We start from the raw sequence: 21084 nt of genomic DNA, 5'->3' as shown, positions 1-21084 counted from the left end.
AAAATGAATACGATAAAAATAATGTTGATCAGTATGTTTTGCACCCTTATGTATTCACAGCTTGCAGGGCAGGCATTCAAAGTGGAAGAGCTGGCCGCATTCAATAAGCTTGATAGGGCTGCTTTTAAAACAGAAATTAAGAAGTACAGATATACTTTCTATGACAAAACAGAAAGTCCTGCATTTATTCTGTTCGAATATGACAGTCCGGATTTTACCTATAAGATTGGGAAGTTTGAATATACGGAAGACAAATCCCAGGACCATATAGAATTTCAGTTCAAAGACAAAAAAGAACATGATAGCTATATAAAAACAATTCTTTCGGCAGGTTATCAACAAACAGAAAAGGGAAAGGTTCTTACCGGTGAAAATTATGTGGATTACTTTAAAAATAAAGCACAGATCAGAATGGTTTATCCCAAAACTACGCAGGATAACTACACGATTCTCGTTTTCAAATAAACTGATGGTTTATATTACTTGTTATCTCTTTTGTGGTATAAGAAAAAAGGGCTGTGAAAAAATTCACAGCCCTACAGATATAAATAAGATGATTAGTTTAAATTTTGATAAACTTATGAGTCACAGTCTTGTCTTTGGTAAACAATTTAATAATATAGTTTCCTTTAGTTAATTCGCTAACGTTGATAGAACTTCCTGTTACACTTGCTGAGATGATCATTCTTCCGTTGGCATCATAAATTTCCGCTTTGATCACCGTGTTTTTAGATTGGATATTTAAAATATTCTGTACAGGGTTAGGATAGATAGTAACCATGTCGTTTCCTTTGCTTACTTCTGATGTTGCCAGTACATTCTTTACAGTCGTTGTGAACGTGTTGGTTACGATAGGATGATTGTAATCAAAATAAATTTTAGCGGTATTGCTGAAGCTGTCACCCATTGTCAGGGTCGCTTTTGTTTTAATTTTAAATGAAATATATCCGTCATTAGTGGCATCGTCAAAAGGCAACTGAATATTTTCAAAAATAAATTCGATTACATTAGAGTTGCTTATTCTTGTGGTATAACCATGACTTCCCGATAATGGAACTACAGAAGCAATATCAAATTTTGACAGGTCGATTTCATCTTTTACCACAATATTCTGGGCATTGGCCGTTCCTTTATTTTCAAATCGGATAAGGTAATGAACATAGTCTCCCACTTGCACCTGGGCGATGGATGTTCCTTCCAGACAGGTTTTATCATTCGGGTCAAAAGAATTGACAACGGTTTGATGGAGCACAAAATGATTATCAGCAGGAGTTTCATCAGTTGCTCCTGTGATTTGGGTGGTGTAATGCAGAATTTCTCCGCCATTTAATGCTGGTATTTGTGTCGGAGTATTGAGTTTTAAGCTAACGGTGATTTCCTTTTTTTCAAAAGGTAAAAGATTTGTGAAACTCCAGTTGAGAACGCCCGTTGAAAGGGAAGTGGGAACAGTTGTTGAGCTTAGATAATCTGTCAGTGCATCATCGTAATTCAATACTAATGTTCCAGATTGGGCAGTAGTTCCTTTGTTTTTATAAACAATTTTGTAAAGAGAAGTGAATCCCGGTCTGGCATTGTTGATGGGAATGATGACAACTTCTAAATCATGATGGGTGCCGTTTGCACTCACGCAAAAGTTGTTAGTTAATGGACTCACCTGTGCCGGGAAATCCGCTGTTATACTGGCTGGAGAAATAGTAAAATAAGCAGGATTTTCAACAACCGGAGTGATCATGTGTATTCCTTCCGGAACAGAAATAGAATAATTTCCGGAGGCATCTGCTATATAGCTCCCGGAATTGGTTCCGTCTGTGATATTAAATTGTTGGAATGCTTTGTTTACATCATTGGTATCACAACCATTATTGTTGGAATCATACTTTGTATTTCCCTGAATTGTATACGTTGTTCCGCCTGGAGCGAATGAGCAATAACTGTTGACTTCCACATGATTTTGCCCCTGACTGATCAGCATATTGGAAAATTGCTGTACTTTATCTGTATCGCAGCAGATATATGCCAGATTTGGTGAGTACGTTGATGATCCCGCGTAAAAATTCAAATTTGGATTTCCATTTTTAACATTGATGTTTTTGATACCGGTTCCACTTACGGTGGCGCCTTCTAATTCTGTATTTTGGCTTAAATTTATGCTTGTTACTCCGTTTTCATTAAAATTGAAAGCTTTTAATCTTAGAACAGGAGAGACGTCAAGAGCGGTCAGTGCATTGCCACCGATGCTCATATTGATAATTTCCGGAGTTCCTGTAAAATCAAGGGACGTGATATTTGTTCCGCCTAAGCTTAATGAGGAAAGGTTCGGCTTGTTTTGAAGGGCAACGGATGTGATTAAAGGACAATTCAGTACCTGTAAACTTTCCAAATTATTTGTGTTCTGGATATTTAATGAACTCAATAAAGGATTGGCATCCACTACTAGATATTGCAACAGAGCCGCATTGCTTAGATTGAGGGAGGTCAGTTTTGTATTTTTAATATTGAAATGGATAAGCTGGTTTAAAGATCCTAATGTTAATGAGTTCAGATTAATCTTGTCAATGACAATTTTTTTAAGATTGACATTACTGGTAAGATTCAAACTTGTAACGGTGTTGGGATAAATAGTGTTGTCACTGAGTTCAATTTCTTCAAGACCGGTAAGCGTTGAAATATTGACACTGGCTAAGTGGGCATTGTCTCTGATGGTTAATTTTTTTAAAGAAGAATTCTGTAAAAAATTCATGTTGGTCACATATCCTCCATTAAACGTAAGATTGAAATTTTCAAGCTGGGTACAGCCTTGAGTGTTTATTATATCTACTGCATTGTTAATCACACTTAGAGTTTTCAAGCCAGTCATATTGCTCACATTGATTTCATCGATGTAAATATTTCCCTGTACTGTAAGCATTTTTAGATTAGCAAAATTTTGAATTCCGGTAAGGTCGTGAATCTGGGTTTGATTTAAGGTGATGCTCGAAATATTCAAAGCCTCACTGACTTGAATTTCACCATCATTGTTGGTGTCAATAACACTCGTATTTCCATTGAGATCCTGCGCAAAATAATTCCATTGACTTGCTGAAACAAGTTTCGCTTTAAATTGTGGATCCGGGAAGTTAATAATCTGTGCACTGAGTGACAGATGTGCTAGAAAAAGCACAAAAAAGTAAAGTCTATTCATGGTTTGGTGATTTGTTTTGTTAAATATACAAATAAAATATTATTATGTGATATATTTTATTTTTAAAATATAAAGCGTTGATTATTCATGTTTAGTTAAAAATATTACTGTTATTTGATTTAATTAAAAATATTATTTCTTGGATTAAGGACAAAAAAAGACTGCCCCGGAACGAGGCAGTCTAAAGTTTAACAAGTCTGTTTACATTAATTTTTAATCAATTTCTGACTTACAGCTTTATTTTTTGTGAATAATTTGATAAGATAATGACCTTTTATAAGTGCAGAAACGTTGATGGAATTTCCACTTACAGCCGTTGAGTTGATAATTCTTCCATTGACATTAAAAATAAACCATTGGAATCTAATCCAATGGTTTAATTATAATTTGTTAAAGAGATTACTGTTTCTCTATCAGATTCAGAAACTCTTGTTCGTCAAGAATTTCGATGGTTCCGATATCCTGAGCCTTTTTTAGTTTGCTTCCTGCCTTCTCACCAACCACAAGGAAATTAAGGTTTTTAGACACTGCAGAAATATTTTTTCCCCCGTGTTTTTCCACCATTTCTTCTGCTGATTCTCTTGTGAATAGTGATAACTTTCCTGTGAAAAGGAACGTTTTTCCTTCCAGAATATTCGATAAAACTTCATTCGTACTTTCCCCTTTTTCAAGCTGAACTCCATACGATTTCAGACGCTCGATCATCAGGATATTTTCTGAATTTTTGAAAAATTCCACGATACTTACAGCGATTTTCGCCCCGATATCTTCCACCTGGCAAAGCTCTTCTACCGTCGCTTCCTTCAGCTCATCAATAGTAGCAAAGTTTTTCACCAGTTTTTTGGCAACCGTTTCTCCCACATGCTTGATCCCGATTCCGTAAAGAACTTTTTCAAACGGAATTTCTTTGGATTTTTCAATTCCCGAAATAATATTCTGAGCAGATTTTTCAGCCATCCTTTCCAATGGAAGAATCTGTTCCTTCGTTAAGGCATAAAAATCAGCAGGATTTTCAATTAATTTTTCCCTGTAAAGCTGTTCTATAGTTTCGCTTCCCAGATTATCGATATTTAAAGCCTTTCTTGAAACATAATGAATCATCCTTCCCACAACCTGAGGCGGACAATGAAGCTCATTCGGACAAAAATGGATCGCCTGGTCCACAATTTTCACCAGCTCGGTTCCACATTCAGGGCAGTTGGTGATATATTCAATTTCTTTACTTTCAGAAGTTCTTTTTTCAGTGTTCACTCCCACAATTTTCGGAATGATCTCCCCTCCTTTTTCCACATACACAAAATCATGCTCATGGAGATCCAGCTTTTTGATGATATCTTCATTGTGAAGTGAAGCTCTTTTAACGATCGTACCTGCCAGCAAAACAGGTTTTAAATTAGCCACCGGTGTAATCGCTCCCGTTCTTCCCACCTGATAAGATACACTTTGAAGTTCAGTTTCTACCTTTTCAGCTTTAAATTTATAAGCCATAGCCCATCGCGGCGATTTTGCTGTATATCCTAACTGCCTTTGTTGTTGTAAAGAATTCACTTTTAAAACAATTCCGTCAATTTCAAAAGGAAGATGGTGGCGCTCCGTGTCCCAGAAACTGATGAACGCCTTCACTTCATCCATGGTTGTGCAAAGTTTAGCCTGCTGTGACGTTTTAAAACCCCAGCTTTGTGCTTTCTGAAGCAGTTCCCAATGCGTTTGTGCAGGAACATCTTCAGAAATGAACTGATAAAGTACAGAAGACAGACTACGCTTTCTTACTTCCGCGCTGTCCTGCATTTTTAAACTTCCGCTGGCTGTATTCCTTGGATTCATAAACGGATCCAATCCTTCCTCTTCACGAAGTTGATTAAGCTTATCAAAATTTTTTCTGGTCAGATAAATTTCTCCTCTCATAAAAAAAGAGGCTGGAAAATCACCTTTCAATGTCAGGGGAATATCAGAAATGGTTCGGACGTTTGAAGTGATTTCATCGCCCTGAAAACCATCACCACGCGTTACTGCCTGAACCAGTTTTCCGTTTTCATAAAGAATAGAAATAGAAGCACCGTCATATTTCAGCTCTGCAACAAATTCTACAGGATCATTGATGGTTTTGATGATTCTTTTCTCCCAATCTTCAAGATCATCAAAATCATACGAATTATCAAGAGAATACATTCTGAACTTATGCTGAATCGTAGGAAAAACCTTTGTAATTCCTCCTCCTACACGGACTGTAGGTGAATTCTCATCATAAAATTCCGGGTGCTTGGCTTCCAGATCCCGAAGCTGCTCCAGAAGCATATCAAACTCATAATCAGAGATCGTACCAGCATCCAGATGATAATAATTTTCATTGTGCTGATGAAGCTCTTTTCTTAGCTGTTCTATTTTTTGCTGTATATTTTCAGACATTCCTTTCTATCTTTTGAGCAAAAATAGCTAAACTAATTTCATTAAAAAATACCGCAATTAAATATTATAGAAAGATTAAAAACACGTAATATCACATAAGTTACTGATTGAATATAATTTAAAATACTTGTTTAAACTAATTTAACATATTGTTATGATTTAATTGAAAATTTGTTAAAACTCCCTTAAACACTCAGCCCGGAAAGTCAAAATACCTTTGCACATCTGATTTGAAGAAACCTGTATCATTCTAAAATGATATGATAAAAATAAAAATTATACAGGTTCCTGAAGATCATAAAAATTAAATAAAAAGATTTTCGGAAGAGATGAGAAAAGTAAAGATTGTACTAGGATTATTGTTTTTGGGATTTGGAACACTGGCTTATGCGCAGACTACGCAGGCATCTATTGTGGGAAAAGTAACCGGACTGGGCAGTACCGCTCAGGAAAAAGTGAAAGTAACGATCGTGAACGAGTCTACAGGGTTCAGGACGGAAACAGAAACCAATTCGAAAGGAGAATATATTTTTAAAGAAATTCCTCTTGGCGGTCCGTATACGGTCATCGTGAATGAGGATAAAAAAGAAGGATATAATGTCAACTTCGGAGATCAGGTTACTGTAAATATGAGCTTGGGTGGTGGCGAAAAGCAGATTGAAGAAGTAGTAATCACCGGAAACCTTAAAAACAAAATCGGAAACCTTGGAGCAGCGACTGCCATCTCTGCCAAGAATATCAGCATGCTCCCGGTGAACGGAAGAAATTTCACCAATCTTACTGAATTATCTCCATTAAGCGGAAAAGGCGGAAACCTTTCCGGACAACTGGGATCTTCAACCAACTTTACCATCGATGGGATGACGGCCAAAAATCCAACTTCTGCCGGATCTACAACAAGCCGGAGCGGCGCACCGTTTTCTATCTCGATAGAAGCAGTCCGTGAATTTAAAATAACAACCAACCAGTACGATGTAACACTGGGAAGAAGTGGAGGGGGAACAGTAAGTGCCGTTACCAAATCCGGAACAAATAAATTTTCAGGAAGTGCCTGGGAATATTTAAGAACCAACTGGCTTTCCAGTCCATATGATATCAGAGGAAACAAAAGAGAAAATGATTTCTCCACTTCCCAGTTTGGATTTTCATTAGGTGGACCCATTATCAAAAATAAATTACACTTCTTTGTGGCATGGGACCATCAGCTGGACTCAAGACCTTTGCAGATTGCAGATATCAAATCTGCGGATGATGAGAAAAGACTGAATACAACCACGCAGACGCTGAATCAGTTTCTTGATATTGCCAGAAAAAAATACGGGGTAGGAAATACGCCACAATTCGGAAGTTTTGATAAAGTAAGAAATTCAGATGCCGGATTTTTACGTCTGGACTGGCAGATCAGTCCTAAGCATTTATTGACCTTAAGAAATAATTTTACCTACGATCTGAATAAAAACGGATTGGCAGATAATACCGCGATCAATTTCTTTGAGTCTTACGGGAATGATAAAAATATCGACAACAGTTTACTCTTAACCTTAAGATCAAACTTAAAGCCCAACCTTACAAACGAGTTAAAGGCTCAATATCTCTACACTTTCCAGAAGAGTTATCAGAATGATGAATTAGGAAGGCCTGTTCCAAGAGCTATTGTAGAAAATATTGTAACCCCTGGAGTGGGAGCTACCAATATTCAGATCGGGGGACACCGTTTCGGGCAGGAAAGTTTTACGAATAATGTGATCCAGATTGTAGATAACTTATACTACAATACGGATAAGGTAAAATATACTTTCGGTGCGGACCTGATGTATACCCGTGCGAAATCAATATATGGAAGTGAGGTGAACGGAAGATTCCAGTTCAGGGAAGATCCAACACTGGGATTGGGTAATCTGTATAATTTTGATAACCTTATCGCATACAGGTTTTACAGAGAAGTACCTTTAATGGAAGACCCGTCTGTAAGATCCAATATCTGGAACATCGGTCTTTACGGGCAGTTTCAGACGAAAATCGGGGAGGGTCTTGATTTAATGGGAGGTTTAAGATTTGACTATGGAGGATATCCGAAAGCTGAGTTTAACCAAAAACTGTATGACCAGATGGGCATAAGAACAGATAATAAAATAAAATCTTTTGTGATCCAGCCAAGATTCCAGTTCGAATGGAACTTCAATGAGCAGAATAAAGACTTCCTGAAATTCGGAGCGGGAATCTTCTCTTCCGATATCAATAATTATATGGTGATCAACAATCTTGTGTTTGACGGAAAACATCTGGCAACAGTAGATGTAGATCCTGCTACAGCAGGTCTTACACCGGATTTCTATAGATACAGAAATGATTACAGTTCTGTTCCTTCACTGGCGCAGTATCAGATTCCTACGATCAACTACACCGGGGAAGATGCAAAGATTCCTATCGTTTATAAAGCGAATATCTCCTACACCCATTTCTTTAACGAAAGATTCAGAGCAGGAATTGCAGGATATATGGCTTTGGGAAGAAATAATTACTTCTATTATGATCGAAATATGGTGTCTGATCCTTATTTCACGCTGGCTAATGAAGGCGGAAGAGGAGTGTATGTTCCAGCGGCATCGATCAACGGAACGAAAATAGACTGGAAAAACGGAAGAATCAATAATAACTTTGGAAGAGTGCTTGAACTTGTAAGTGATGGAAAAGTGAACCAGTACTCATTCGTAGTGGATACCAGCTACCGTTACTGGAAAGATGGAGAGATCACGGCAAGTTATACCTGGTCGGATATCAAAGACAATACCTCATACAATGGAAATGTAGCGAATTCAGCAACATTGTCCACGATGGTTCAGGGAGATCCGAGAGATCTGAGAATGACCTATTCTGATAATCAGTTCAGAAATAAGATTGTAGTGTACGGTAATTCACCTACCATCGCAGGATTTACTTTGGGAGTAAGGTATTCAGGAATCGGAGGAACCCGTTTCTCGGTAACAGCAGGTGGAAATGTTAACGGAGATTTCGTAGACACGAATGATCTTGCTTACATCTTCCCGGAAATCATTACCCAGCCGCTTCTCAATGATCCTGAAGTAGGACAGGCCCTGAAAGATTATGTAGAGAAATATAACAATGCCATAGCAGAACGTAACGGTGGTAAAAACGGATTCTTCGGAGTATGGGATGTTCGTGTTGCCAAGAAAATCAAGTTTGAAAAAATCGGAGCTTTTGAAATTTCTGTAGATATTTTCAACCTGGCGAATCTTCTTAACAAAGAATGGGGTGTCAATAAGTCCTACGGAAATATGGCACTTTACAGAGCACCAAAATTCAACCAGGCTACCAGACAGTTTGAATACGTTAAAAATACCAGCGGTTTAGCCCCTCTTTCAGGAAATCCTTACCAGATTCAGATCGGTGCCAAATATAGCTTTTAACATTTAAACACTACCTTTATCAAACGTTTTTAAGATTTTTATTTAATTATCTCAATTGTATTATGAAAAATTTTATCTTAGGGTTAGCAGTTTTAAGTACAGTCCTAATGAAGGCACAAACCCAGATTATCGCACACAGAGGCTATTTCCAGGCACAACCGCCTACCACGGAAAATTCTATTCAATCTTTAGAAAATGCCCAGAAATTAAAAATATACGGATCCGAATTCGATGTGAGAATGACCAAAGACGGCGTTCTTGTGATCAATCATGATGAGCATCACGGTGACATGGAGATTTCTGAAACTTCTTTCAAAGAATTGGAAGCACTGAAGCTGTCGAACGGCGAAAAATTTCCTACACTGAAGGACTACCTGAAGCAGGGAAAAAAAGATCCCGCTTTAAAGCTGATCGTGGAGATCAAACCTGCCAAAACGCCGGAAATAGAAAACGAAATCACCCGGAAAACCCTTAAAATGATTAAGGACATGAAGCTGGAAGGTCAGAGTGAATATATTTCTTTCAGTTTAAACATCTGTAAAGAGATCAAAAAACTGGAGCCGAAATTCAAAGTGCAGTATCTGAACGGAGAATTATCTCCTGAGCAGATCAAGAAAGAAGGCCTTGACGGAATGGACTACCATTACAGCGTTTTTCAGAAAAACCCTACATGGATCTCAGAAGGTAAGGCTTTAGGTCTTATCACGAATGCCTGGACAGTGAATGATACTGCAGTATACGACCAATTAAAAAATCAGGGGATCGGTTTTGTGACGACCAATATTCCTGATCAGTTAAAAAATAAATAATATTTTTTTATTACTCAAAATTAACGACCTGTCTCTTGGAGGCAGGTTTTTTTATAAACCACCCCGTCAAAAATTCTTTGAATTTTCGCCACCCCTCCGCGGGAGGGGAATTACTGTTTGTTAATACAAGAACTTTCAGTTTAGAAATATCAAATTTTAAAATAAAGTAGATTAATAAAATTTTGCTCCTTTTGAGGTTAAAAAAATTGAGCTAGGTGCTATTAACTATTAAAATTCTATTAAATCCATATTCTCTGGGGCTTGTCAAAATGTTCTTTCGTAAATTTGTCATAAGAAACAATATTATTATGAACATCAACGGAAAAAATGCCATCGTTACAGGTGGTGGAAGAGGACTTGGGAAAGCGGTTGCATTAGCTTTGGCTAATGAAGGTGTACATGTTGCGGTTACCGGTAGAAATGAAGACAACCTTAAAAATACAGTAGAAGAAATCAAAGCGCTTGGAGTAAATTCTGCCTATGCGGTTTTCAGTATTGATAATGAATCCGAAGTGAAGGCGGGGATTGAGTCCCTTGCAAAACAACTTGGTGGGGTTGATATTTTAGTGAATAATGCAGGGATCGGAGACTTTGGAAGCATCGAAGACATGCCTTCTGAAACCTGGGAACAGGTCATTAAAACGAATTTATTTGGAGTCTACTATGCGGCTAAAGCGGTTCATCCGTTTATGAAAGAAAATGGGGAAGGTGATATTGTCAATGTAGCTTCTACTGCAGGTTTAAAAGGGGGCCCTAATATGTCTGCGTATGCGGCTTCAAAAGCGGCAGTCGTTTCTCTGTCTCAGTCCATGATGGCAGAATGGAGAAAACAGAATATCCGTGTGATCACCCTGACACCAAGTACCATTGCTTCCGATATGAGTATTCAGGGAGGACTTACAGATGGAAATCCGGATAAAGTTCTTCAGCCGGAAGACTTTGCAGAATGGGTAAGAGATATTCTGAAAATGAACAGAAGAGCGTTGATTGCCAATGCTTCTATTTTCTCTACAAATCCTTAAGAACAATTGATTGGTAGTGGTTGCAGATCATACGAAGTGAACTAATCATGCAATAAAAATATTCAATAGAAGCGGGCTTTTGCTCGCTTTTTTTAATTGATATCAGTGGTCATATGTAAAAATTACTTTTATTTTTCCAGCCTCTGCTGAGCGAAGTACCTTCGATCTTAAAAATCAATCGATAAATTCAAAAACTTAGCGTCAAAGACATTAAAATAAGAATAAAATCAAGAAAAAAATAGAACGGATAACGGTTCCGTTTTTTTTACCGTAATAACATTCTTATTTTTGCAGTAAATTACTTACGCACATGCAAAATTATTTAGAATTCAATTTCAAGATTTCTCCATTACAGCCATGGAATGAGATATTAATGGCAGAGCTTATCGAAATAGGTTTTGACAGCTTTACAGAAGAGATCGACGGAATTTTAGGATATATTCAGAAAGAACTGTTTAAGGAAGAGGATCTTAAGACCCTTCCGCTTTTTGAAAACGAAAATGTGGAAATCACCTATTCTTTTGAAGAAATGCCCAACATCAACTGGAATGAGGAATGGGAAAAGAACTTTTCACCCATCAATATCGATGATAAAGTAATGATCAGGGCAGAATTCCATGAATCTGTACCAGGAATGCATGAAATCATCATCCAGCCTAAAATGTCTTTCGGAACAGGCCATCACCCTACGACCCATCTGATGATCCAGCAGATGATGGATATTGATTTTAACGGTAAGAAGGTACTTGATATGGGATGCGGAACTTCTGTACTGGCGATCTACGCAAAGCAGCAGGGAGCCGGAGAGGTAAAAGCAATTGATATCGATGAATGGTCTGTGGAAAATTCAAAAGAAAATGCTGCAAGAAATGGTGTGGAATTGGATATTGAACTGGGAACTGCAGAAAACTTAGGAAAAGAGAATTTTGACATTATTCTGGCGAATATCAATAGAAATATCCTGATCTCTGATATTCCTACCTATGTTTCTGTCATGAATGAAGGTGGCAAATTGCTTCTTTCCGGATTATGTTTCTTTGATGTAGATGATATTCTTGAAGTATGCAAAGAAAGCGGACTTGAACTGAAAAAGAAACTTCAGCGTGAAGAATGGGTAAGTTTGTTACTTGAAAAATAATGAAACCGACTATTAATATGAAATCCTTACTAACGGTTATAGGGGTATTGTTCATCCAGCTTTTTTCAGCGCAGGAAGACAATATGACCTATCCTGATGGCATTTTCAGCTTTGAAGAAAATAAAACCCAGAAAATTTTCACAGACTGGACCAGAGTAAGAAAGGAACCCAATGTAAAATCAGAGGTAACCGACTCCCTGAACACCAATCAGCAGATAATGATCCTTAAAAAAGAAGAAGCCGTTCTGAGATTGGGTGAAAGAGGCGCCAACTGGTACAAGATTTCCTATCAGAAAGGAGATGCTGTCTCTGAAGGGTACATCTGGGGTGGTAACCTCTCTGTAGGCTATCGTAACAAAAATGGATATGACTTCCTTTTTGGATTATCAAAAACGATAGACCGCAAGAGTAAAGAATATAATGGAACTGAAAAGCAGAATATCGCAGGGATAAAAGTGATGGAGGGAAATACGCTGATCGATGAGGTGTATTTTGATACTGGAAGAGGCGAGGAGCTGAGTTATGGCACATTTACCATTGAAAGTGGTCATAAACTACAAAATGTAGAATTAACCCTTAAAGCGATGGTGTCCGGCGAAGCCTGTGGAATTGCAAGCTATGACCAGTATGTGCTTTTTAGAGATAAAAAATTGGTTGCCCTTCCTCAGCTTACCAATGTAGGTGATGCTGATGTATACTATCACAGTGAGAAATTTGTATTTCCTAACGACCAGGGAGGAATTCCGAATGCCTTTATCTTTAAAATCGAGGAAATGGAAAGAGATGATAAAGACAGGGAAAAGAAAAAACGTTCATCCAAAACCTATCTCTGGAATGGAAGTTCTTATCAGCTCAAATAAGCTTTTAAATAAAAATAAATGTAACCACTGTATGAATTGCAGTGGTTTTTTTATGAGTTTTTTTTAATAGGAAATTTCAATGATGTCCATTTGAGATTTACTCAATTTTGATATGACGTATAGCGCAAATAAGTCCCGCCAGTCTTTGAGTGTTCAATACAGATTAGAAACTGATCCTCTTGTTCTTGATAGAATCAATTGTAGTACCCTAAAAACGCAGGTGAATATGACTTTACTACTGATAATGGGAATATATATAAAGATATAGAGAAAGGATAAATGATGTTTAGTCTCACACTGTCCATTTAAAGGCCGAAAATGACTTAAATACCCTTGTTCCGGATAACCTTAAAGCATATCATTAGTTTTGCCTTAAATGAGGTGTATAGACGGCAACATCGTAAACTGAAAATTAAAGTCACAATACCTAGAGGATTTGAGGGAATGACTTGGTCTTTCCTCTGGATCTTCTGAAGAATGTCCGATGTAGTATTGGTCTAAAGATTCTCAATAGAGTCTGAATAGATAGCACATGGAAGTAATACAAACAAAAAAGACTTTACAAAAATGTAAAGTCTTTTTAAGTGAGCGCGAAAGGATTCGAACCTTTGACCGTCTGCTTAGAAGGCAGATGCTCTATCCAGCTGAGCTACGCACCCATTAAATAATTTTGAAAAAATTACTAAAACTGTCGGGGCGGCAGGATTCGAACCTGCGACCTCCTGGTCCCAAACCAGGCGCGATGACCGGACTACGCTACGCCCCGATTATTAGGTCATCTTAACGAATTTTACTTCGTTTTTGCGAGTGCAAAGATAGAAAATTATTTTGAATAAAAAAGACTAATGTGAAAAAATATTTAATAAAATTTTCCTGCATTAAAAGGGTAAAGCCAGAAATATAGGGCTGTTTTCCGAAAGAAATGATCATTGATTGTTTAATATCAGTGTTTTACATTTATAGCTATTCATTTTTTGCTTCCCTTGGACGTAGTAACTTTTTTTAGTAGTAATTTTTTTCTGCACACACGAATAAAAAATTCCTGTCACAAAAATAACTTAGCAGTATTAAAGTCTTAAAGCCACTCAAAAGAAATAATGTACGATGCTTTCTTTGATCGTTTCGCATATTAAGAATATAGCTCTATTCTATGGGGATCGCTATTTATTGGAAAATTGTGAGCTTATTTATTAAAATGAATTCTATAAATGATTCCTTATTTTGTAACGTTTAGGATGAAATTGAGCGAAATACTTTTCATTATCAATTTTAAATTATTAATATGGAATTAAGATGATGCTATTGTCAATATTAACTATTTCACTATTTTTGGAGAAAATTAATTACATGAAAAACTTTTTACTCATTTTACCTGTAGTTTTTTTTCAAAGCGTAGTGGCACAGACCCTAAGTTTTGAACATGATACAGGTGGAAACCAAAAAATCAGGAAGTATTGTGCTACCTGCTCTCCATACAGTAAAGTTGTAAAACAGGAGCTGATCACCGCGGAGAAATTTGTTCCCTCAGTTGATCAAATTAAACTTTATCCCAACCCTACAACAGATAAGGTTAATTTGGTTTGGAGCCCGGAACTGGGAGACCGGATCGAAAAAATTGACTATGTTACCTATAATTTTACCCAGATCCGACCGCTACCTTTTAACAAAAGAGAAGGTAAAGTGGTACTGGATCTTTCAGATCAGCCAATAGGAATGTACGTTATTATCTTCTATCTGAACAACGGAGAAAAACTCACTTACAAAGTACTGAAACACTAACCATATAACTTAAATTATTGTATAATGAGAAAAAAACTCTCACTATTTGTCGTGCTTTTAATAGGCATGGCAAACCTTGTGAATGCTCAGGGTATAGGACAGACTGCTGGGGCTTTTTCCGTATCCTTAAGTGGAGGAGCCAGCTATTCTATTCCTATTAAAAATTTACCGGGGATAAAAGATGTTGCGCCCAGTATTTCCCTGGATTATTCCAGTCAGTCTGGAAACGGTATAGCCGGATGGGGATGGAACATCAGTGGACTGTCTTCCATTATAAGAACGGCATCCAACAGATTCCATGACGGAGGAGTAGACCCGGTGGATCTGGATGAAAAGGACAGATTTGTTATGGATGGGCAGAAGCTGATTCTGAAATCGGGAACCTATGGAGGAAATGCTGAATACCAACTTGAAAACTATTCCAATGTAAAGGTAGTTTCTGTTGCTTCTTCAGATCCGTATACACCGTCTTATTTTTTGGTGTATCATCCTAACGGTTCTGTGGCCAAATATGCCTGGGACTACGGTTCAGATGTATTTAACTACAGAATGGTTTCTATGGAGGATGCACAGCATAATACCATCAGCTTTACTTATTCTGTAGGATATATTGAAGCTATAGATTATGGCGGAAATTCCTCTGCGGGAACTCCTAATATCAATAAAATAAAGTTTTCTTACAACAATGCCGCACGTACTGAAAATACTCAGTTCTATGGGGGAATGTCTAAAAATATTTCCAGAAAACTTGATAAGATAGAAGTGCTGGCCAATAATCTACTTTTCCGTAAATATCAACTGGAGTATAACACCACATCACTGAATTATGACCGTCTTATAAAAGTTCAGGAATATAACGGCAGCAACGAATCTATTGCACCTGTAACTTTTGAATATGATACAACGGATAACGGAATCACAAATAATTCCAAAACAATTACCAGTGTTTCTCCGGCTTTTGATAATGGAAGCTGGCAGTATGTTTCCGGGTACTTTGATCATGACGGTGCTCTGGATTTTATGACCTATCCGAATTCTAAGGATAAGCTTTACCGGTTTAATTCCAGCCAGCTGATGAATTCTACCTCGAATGTAGCGGGAGGAATGATCAGTGTGCCAAAATTTTCAGATGTATTTACCTCTAAACTGGTACTCAGCAATAATAAATTTTATAATCTAGATGCTATTACTACGGTTTCAGACGGTCTTCTTGCTATGGATCAGGAAACTGTTAAACTGAATAATTATATTTCAAATACTTCTTACAGCTCTTTGGATCTGGCCTTTACCAATACCTTTATTTTTCCTGCGGCTTACAATCAAAGATGTTATCCTATAGGGGGAGATGATGTGTATTATTCAAGAATTCCTAAAAGATATATCAGTGGAGATTTTGACGGAGATGGAATTACAGATGTTTTGGCTATATCTCTTCCTTATACGGTATATTATCCTACAATATGCAGTGGAGGACCTTCAGGACCTGTTATAGATCCCAATCCTTTTCCGGGAGAAACGATTCCTACGCACTGCTGTCAGGAAAGTTACACCATGTCCGGATCCAGCGCTTACCTGCTAAAACTTAATGCTACTGATTCTTCAGATCAGCAGCCAATGAGTATTGGATATACCAATGCGATCAGTTCAGCATCAAAATTATACGTTGCTGATTTTGATGGGGATGGGAAGTCCGATCTGTATGTGATCAACAGCGGAAAGATGTATGTCTTTACGGTAGAGGATAACGTTTTTAAGCTGGTTCATGAAACAACAGACAGTTACTTAAACAGTCAGTTAAATTCAGATTTACCAGTTTTTGTAGCAGATTTTAACGGAGATGGTAAAACGGATGTCGTTGTTCCGAGAGGAAATGCCAATACCACATGGTTCTTCTTTACGGCGAACGGAAAGCATTTTAACGGGTCTTCAAAAGATATCGGCATGAACTATTACAAACCGCAGGTGATCAATACATGTTATCCTGATGGTTCTGGCGGTAATTTATGCGGGTATATGCTTCAGCAGTATTTTTATACTTTCGCAGATATTAATGGCGACGGCAAAGCAGATGCTTTCTACCATGATATTCTTACCCCATATAACTATCCACAGGGAGGACAGGCTTATAATTATCCTTATCTGCATTATGGAGATAATTATTCTATCAGGGATAAAGGAGGCGTAAGATATAATATAGGAAGCGATGCCTTCGGATTGCCTAATTTTTCCGGATATATTGACGGATGGCAGAACAATTTCACTTATGGAGGAGCAATTAACAAAGGAACACCAATTTTCCTGAGCAACTCAAGTGTTACCAACCAAAATCTGGACTATGCCTTTTTTGGTGGGGATAAAATCAAATATGTTTCTTTCAAAAAAGATAACCGTATTGATACATCTCTGAAAAGGATCAAAGAAAACGGGATTACAACCACTATTACCTACAGTCCTCTTGTTGATAATGGCAGTGGTATTTATACGGCGGATAACGAAGAAGTATATCCTTTTGCGAATATTAATATTTCACCGTCTACACAGATTGTAAGTAAAGTTACCAAAAGTGCCAATGGCGAAGAAAAAATCCAGGATTATAAATACAAAGGTGCGGTAACCAATCTGGATGGTTTAGGTTTCCTTGGATACAAAGGAATAGCTACTTCATCAGTTTACGGTGGTGATATCACGAAAAAACTATGGACGATAACAAAACAGTCGCCTCAAAAAAGAAGCGCAAATGTTGAATCTTATCTTCTGAATGATTTTGTTGATTTTAATTCACCTTCAAATTTTATCACAAAAAGTACAAAAGTTTATAACACCTCTTTATTGCCTAATAAAGTATTTGTCAATCTGGTTTCACAGGCTGCAAAAATTGATAATTTAACAGGAGTTACCAAAACTACTTTTTATGATATCTACGACAGCTTCAATAACCTTACCAAGCTGAGAGAAGTTGCTCCGGGTGGAGAAAAAGTAACACTTTTTGAATTTGATAATAATCAGGCGGGAGTTTCCAATCAGTATTATATAGGAAGACCTACCAAGAAAAACGAAACACAGACACTGGGAAGTGAATCTTATTCTACCGAACAGGTCTTTGTATACGCCAACAACCTTTTGAGCCAGGTAAAGAAAAAAGGAAACAATACGGATTATATAACGGAAGATTACGAATATGACGCCTTCGGAAATGTTAATAAAAAAACTTTAACAGCAGTGGGAATAGTACCGAGAATAGAAAAAACTCAGTACGACCCTTCCGGAAGATTTGTAACAAAACTTACCAATACAATTGGCTTTGAAGATAACATGACCTATGATACGAACTTCGGTCTGTTGCTTTCTAAAACCAATCATCTTAACCAGGCAATCACCTATTCATATGATGGCTGGCAGAAGAAAACTAAAGAAACAGATTTCTATAATAAAGAAACCAAATACTTCTATGACTGGATTACGTCAGGTGAATTTGTAAACGGAATCAAGCTGAGAACGGAAGCACCTACAGGAGCTGTAAAAGAAACATTTGCGGATATCTGGGGAAGAAACCGTGTAGAAAGCGAATTGAGTATCAATAACAAATGGATCAATGTAAAAACAGAGTATGATATACTGGACAGAGCATATAAAGTAAGTGACCCGTATTTCTCAACATCTTCTCCTACAAGATGGACATCCACGGAAGTAGATGATTATGGCAGAGTGAAAAAAATAACACTGCCTACCGGAAAAACGGCTTCTTCAACATACAGCGGCCTGTCAGTAACAGTAACAGAAGGACAGAAAACGCAGACCATTACAAGTGATGCATGGGGGAATAAAGTTAAAATGGTAGATAATGGCGGTGAAATTAACTATACTTATTTTGCTAACGGTAATGTAAAGTCCTCTAATTATGGCGGACACGTTGTTTCAACAGAGCAGGACGGATGGGGAAGAAAAACCAAGCTGACAGATCCGTCTATAGATGGTGACCGTACTTATACCTATGATGCTATCGGGCAGCTTACCAAAGAAGAAGATTCTAAAGGTAAAACAACATATGTGTATGACCAGTACGGAAGAACTGTTTCCAAAAAGATTCTGGGAGACAATACAGACATCAGCATTAATTATACCTATAAGCCTAACGGATTGCTGGAATCAGAAATCGGAACGGCAAACGGAATGCCTAATTCATTCACCTATGAATATGATGACTATTTCAGAACCAAGACAAAAGTAGAAGACCTTGCCCACATCATTGTTACAAAAAAATATACATATGACGGCTTTGGAAGAATAGGAACAGAATTTACGGAAACCAAATCAGGGAGTGCCGTAAGCTTTGTGAATATTGAGAAACTCTATGCTTCATGCGGAATTCTGGATAAGATCAAAGACATTACTTCAGGAGTGATAATCTGGAAAAAGAATCAGATCAATGAGAAAGGACAGATTCTGAGTGCTACATTAGGAAATGGAGTACAGATCAATAACTCGTACGATTCCAATTATTATTTGTCAGGTATTAATCATATGAATGCCAATAATATTGCTGTTCTGGATAATACCTACAACTTTAATGCACTACTGGGAACATTGGCGTCAAGATCCAATAACTCAATTCAGCCGGGAGGTTGGAATGAAACCTTTGAGTATGACAATTTGCAGCGATTGGTTTCATGGACGGATCCTTCAGGAACCCAGACTCAGAGCTATGACAACTATGGAAGAATCAACAATAGCAGCAACGTTGGTGATTATAAATATGACGCAGCGAGCAGATATCGTAAGAAAGGAATCAATTTAAATGCGATAGGAGATTCTTATTACAGCGTAAATCAGCTTCAGGAAATAGAATATAATGCGAACAGGCTGCCGGTACATATTTCTCATGACGGAATTAAAAAGATGGTATTTGGCTATAATATCCATGAGAACAGATCGTCTTCAATGTCAGGCTACGAACCTGGATTCCTGATTTATACAAAGCATAAATATTATTCTGATGATAAAAGTGTTGAAGCTTACAGTTTTAACCTGATAGGCAGACCTAACGGGACTTTTGTTAATAAAAAGATTATTACTTACATAGGTGGTGATGCCTATTCGGCTCCGGCAATGCAAATTCAGGAGTTTACAGTTTCCGGACTTACTAAAACCAGTATCCACTATCTGCACAGAGATTTTCAGGGATCATTACTTGCGATCACCGATCAGAATGGAAATGTACAGGAAAGAAGGCATTTTGATGCATGGGGTAATCTGGTTAAGTTAACCAATGAGGCAGGTGCTGCTATCCTTTCCAGAAGTATGATCATCGAAAGAGGATATACAGGGCATGAGCACTTATTTGAGGTTGGCCTTATTCATATGAATGCAAGGCTTTATGATCCTAACCTGCATACGTTCTTATCTACGGATAATTATATTCAGGATCCGCTGAATACACAAAGCTACAACAGGTATGGTTACGTTTTAAATAATCCGTTAATGTATACCGATCCTAGCGGGGAGTTTGCCTTTATCCCTATTCTGATAGGAATGGCATACGGAGCGCTTGTAAGTGCTGCCATTGCAGTGGTAACTTATTCTATTCCTGCCTTATTAAATGGTTCATGGAATCTGAAAGGACTCGGGACTTCTGTTTTATATGGAGCCATTTCCGGGGCTATTACCGGAGGTATAGGGGCCGCCGCCGCCCAGATGGCAGGATCTTTCTGGCAGAGTGCTACGATGAATATGCTGACAAGTGTTGCTTCTCAGGTAGGTACCGGAGTAGCTATGGGAGACAGCATTGGCTGGGGAACTATTGCAGCAGGTGTTGTAAGCGGTTATATGGGAGCGAAAATGAGCGAATGGCAGGCGATTGATGGAAACTGGCTGGCTAATGCAACCGGAGAACTTGTATATAATGCAGGTAAAGGTGCTATATTAGGAGGTGTGTCAGGTACTGTGGCTGCTGCCTTAAGCGGAAAAGATATGGGAGAAGGCATGAAGAGAGGAATGATTAATGGTGCTTACGGTGCCGCTTCTCAGAGTTTTGCAATGACCGTTACCTTTGGAGCTACATTTATTCCAGATAAAGCGAAACTTGAGCAGGTGGAAAAAATGTCCAAAAAAACGGGTGTTTCATCGGAAGGAGTAAGATGGAGAAAAGGAGGACTTTATCAGGTTTTACAGCCTCTTTGGACAAGTGGTGGAGGTAAGAGAGAAGTGACATGGGGAAATAATGTCGCTGTATTCAACAGTACAAATTCGGATACTTACGGGCATGAGTTCGGACATATCATTCAGGTTAGAACCCAAGGCTGGTCAGTAATGCAAGGGAACGGGATCTGGGATCAGTTAGTTACCGGGCAGGACAGCTACATTACACCTGGAACTAATGAATATGGAGCAGAAAAAGCCCTTCAGAATGTAGGAGGATGTACTGTTTTTGCTAACGATGGCAATTGCTATAGACTTAAGTAAAA

11 protein-coding genes and 2 tRNA genes are annotated in these 21084 nt (G+C 37.9%); 8 read left to right on the top strand and 5 right to left on the bottom strand.

Annotation, left to right across the window (positions count from 1 at the left end; genetic code table 11):
* Positions 1-3: 3 nt before the first annotated feature.
* On the top strand, positions 4-465 hold the full coding sequence (locus EG346_RS00310; protein ID WP_123876628.1) for an omptin family outer membrane protease: 462 nt from the start codon (positions 4-6) through the stop codon (positions 463-465).
* Between the two features lie 97 nt (positions 466-562).
* Here the strand turns inward: EG346_RS00310 and EG346_RS00305 are convergent, their stop codons facing one another.
* From EG346_RS00305 to ligA, 3 genes are all read right to left on the bottom strand, one after another.
* Positions 563-3181 (bottom strand): DUF7619 domain-containing protein, encoded by a 2619-nt coding sequence (locus EG346_RS00305; protein WP_123876627.1) that lies wholly within the window; start codon positions 3179-3181, stop codon positions 563-565.
* A 206-nt stretch (positions 3182-3387) separates the two neighbouring features.
* Positions 3388-3531: a T9SS type A sorting domain-containing protein gene (locus EG346_RS25455; protein WP_394343285.1), complete on the bottom strand. Its 144-nt coding sequence runs from the start codon at positions 3529-3531 to the stop codon at positions 3388-3390.
* Between the two features lie 49 nt (positions 3532-3580).
* Positions 3581-5587 (bottom strand): NAD-dependent DNA ligase LigA, encoded by a 2007-nt coding sequence (gene ligA, locus EG346_RS00295; protein ID WP_073333739.1) that lies wholly within the window; start codon positions 5585-5587, stop codon positions 3581-3583.
* A gap of 329 nt (positions 5588-5916) precedes the next feature.
* On the opposite strand from ligA, the gene EG346_RS00290 reads away from it, so the two are divergent.
* The 5 genes from EG346_RS00290 (at position 5917) to EG346_RS00270 (ending at position 12844) form a co-directional block, all read left to right on the top strand.
* Positions 5917-9015 carry a TonB-dependent receptor gene (locus tag EG346_RS00290; protein WP_123876626.1) on the top strand — a complete coding sequence of 1033 codons (3099 nt, stop codon included), beginning with the start codon at positions 5917-5919 and terminating at the stop codon, positions 9013-9015.
* A gap of 62 nt (positions 9016-9077) precedes the next feature.
* Positions 9078-9824, top strand: coding sequence for a glycerophosphodiester phosphodiesterase family protein (locus EG346_RS00285; RefSeq protein ID WP_123876625.1), 747 nt, complete (start codon positions 9078-9080; stop codon positions 9822-9824).
* 308 nt (positions 9825-10132) lie between these two features.
* Positions 10133-10846, top strand: a complete 714-nt coding sequence (locus tag EG346_RS00280; protein WP_123876624.1) for a 3-ketoacyl-ACP reductase — start codon at positions 10133-10135, stop codon at positions 10844-10846.
* Positions 10847-11156: 310 nt separating this feature from the next.
* Positions 11157-11984, top strand: a complete 828-nt coding sequence (gene prmA, locus EG346_RS00275; RefSeq protein WP_073333749.1) for a 50S ribosomal protein L11 methyltransferase — start codon at positions 11157-11159, stop codon at positions 11982-11984.
* A gap of 17 nt (positions 11985-12001) precedes the next feature.
* Positions 12002-12844 (top strand): SH3 domain-containing protein, encoded by an 843-nt coding sequence (locus EG346_RS00270; protein WP_073333859.1) that lies wholly within the window; start codon positions 12002-12004, stop codon positions 12842-12844.
* Positions 12845-13429: 585 nt separating this feature from the next.
* On the opposite strand, the gene EG346_RS00265 is transcribed toward EG346_RS00270, so the two are convergent.
* Positions 13430-13503 (bottom strand) — tRNA-Arg (locus tag EG346_RS00265).
* Between the two features lie 32 nt (positions 13504-13535).
* Positions 13536-13610, bottom strand: a tRNA-Pro gene (locus tag EG346_RS00260).
* Between the two features lie 581 nt (positions 13611-14191).
* Between EG346_RS00260 and EG346_RS00255 the strand changes: the two genes are divergently transcribed.
* Positions 14192-14623 carry a T9SS type A sorting domain-containing protein gene (locus EG346_RS00255; RefSeq protein WP_073333752.1) on the top strand — a complete coding sequence of 144 codons (432 nt, stop codon included), beginning with the start codon at positions 14192-14194 and terminating at the stop codon, positions 14621-14623.
* Between the two features lie 24 nt (positions 14624-14647).
* On the top strand, positions 14648-21082 hold the full coding sequence (locus EG346_RS00250; protein WP_123876623.1) for an RHS repeat-associated core domain-containing protein: 6435 nt from the start codon (positions 14648-14650) through the stop codon (positions 21080-21082).
* The last annotated feature ends 2 nt before the right edge of the window (positions 21083-21084 follow it).

It is taken from the genome of Chryseobacterium carnipullorum (assembly GCF_003815695.1).
GTDB classification, from domain to species: Bacteria; Bacteroidota; Bacteroidia; order Flavobacteriales; family Weeksellaceae; genus Chryseobacterium; species Chryseobacterium carnipullorum.
The sequence above is the reverse complement of the archived record's forward strand: the minus strand, read 5'-3'. Positions and strand labels throughout refer to the sequence as shown.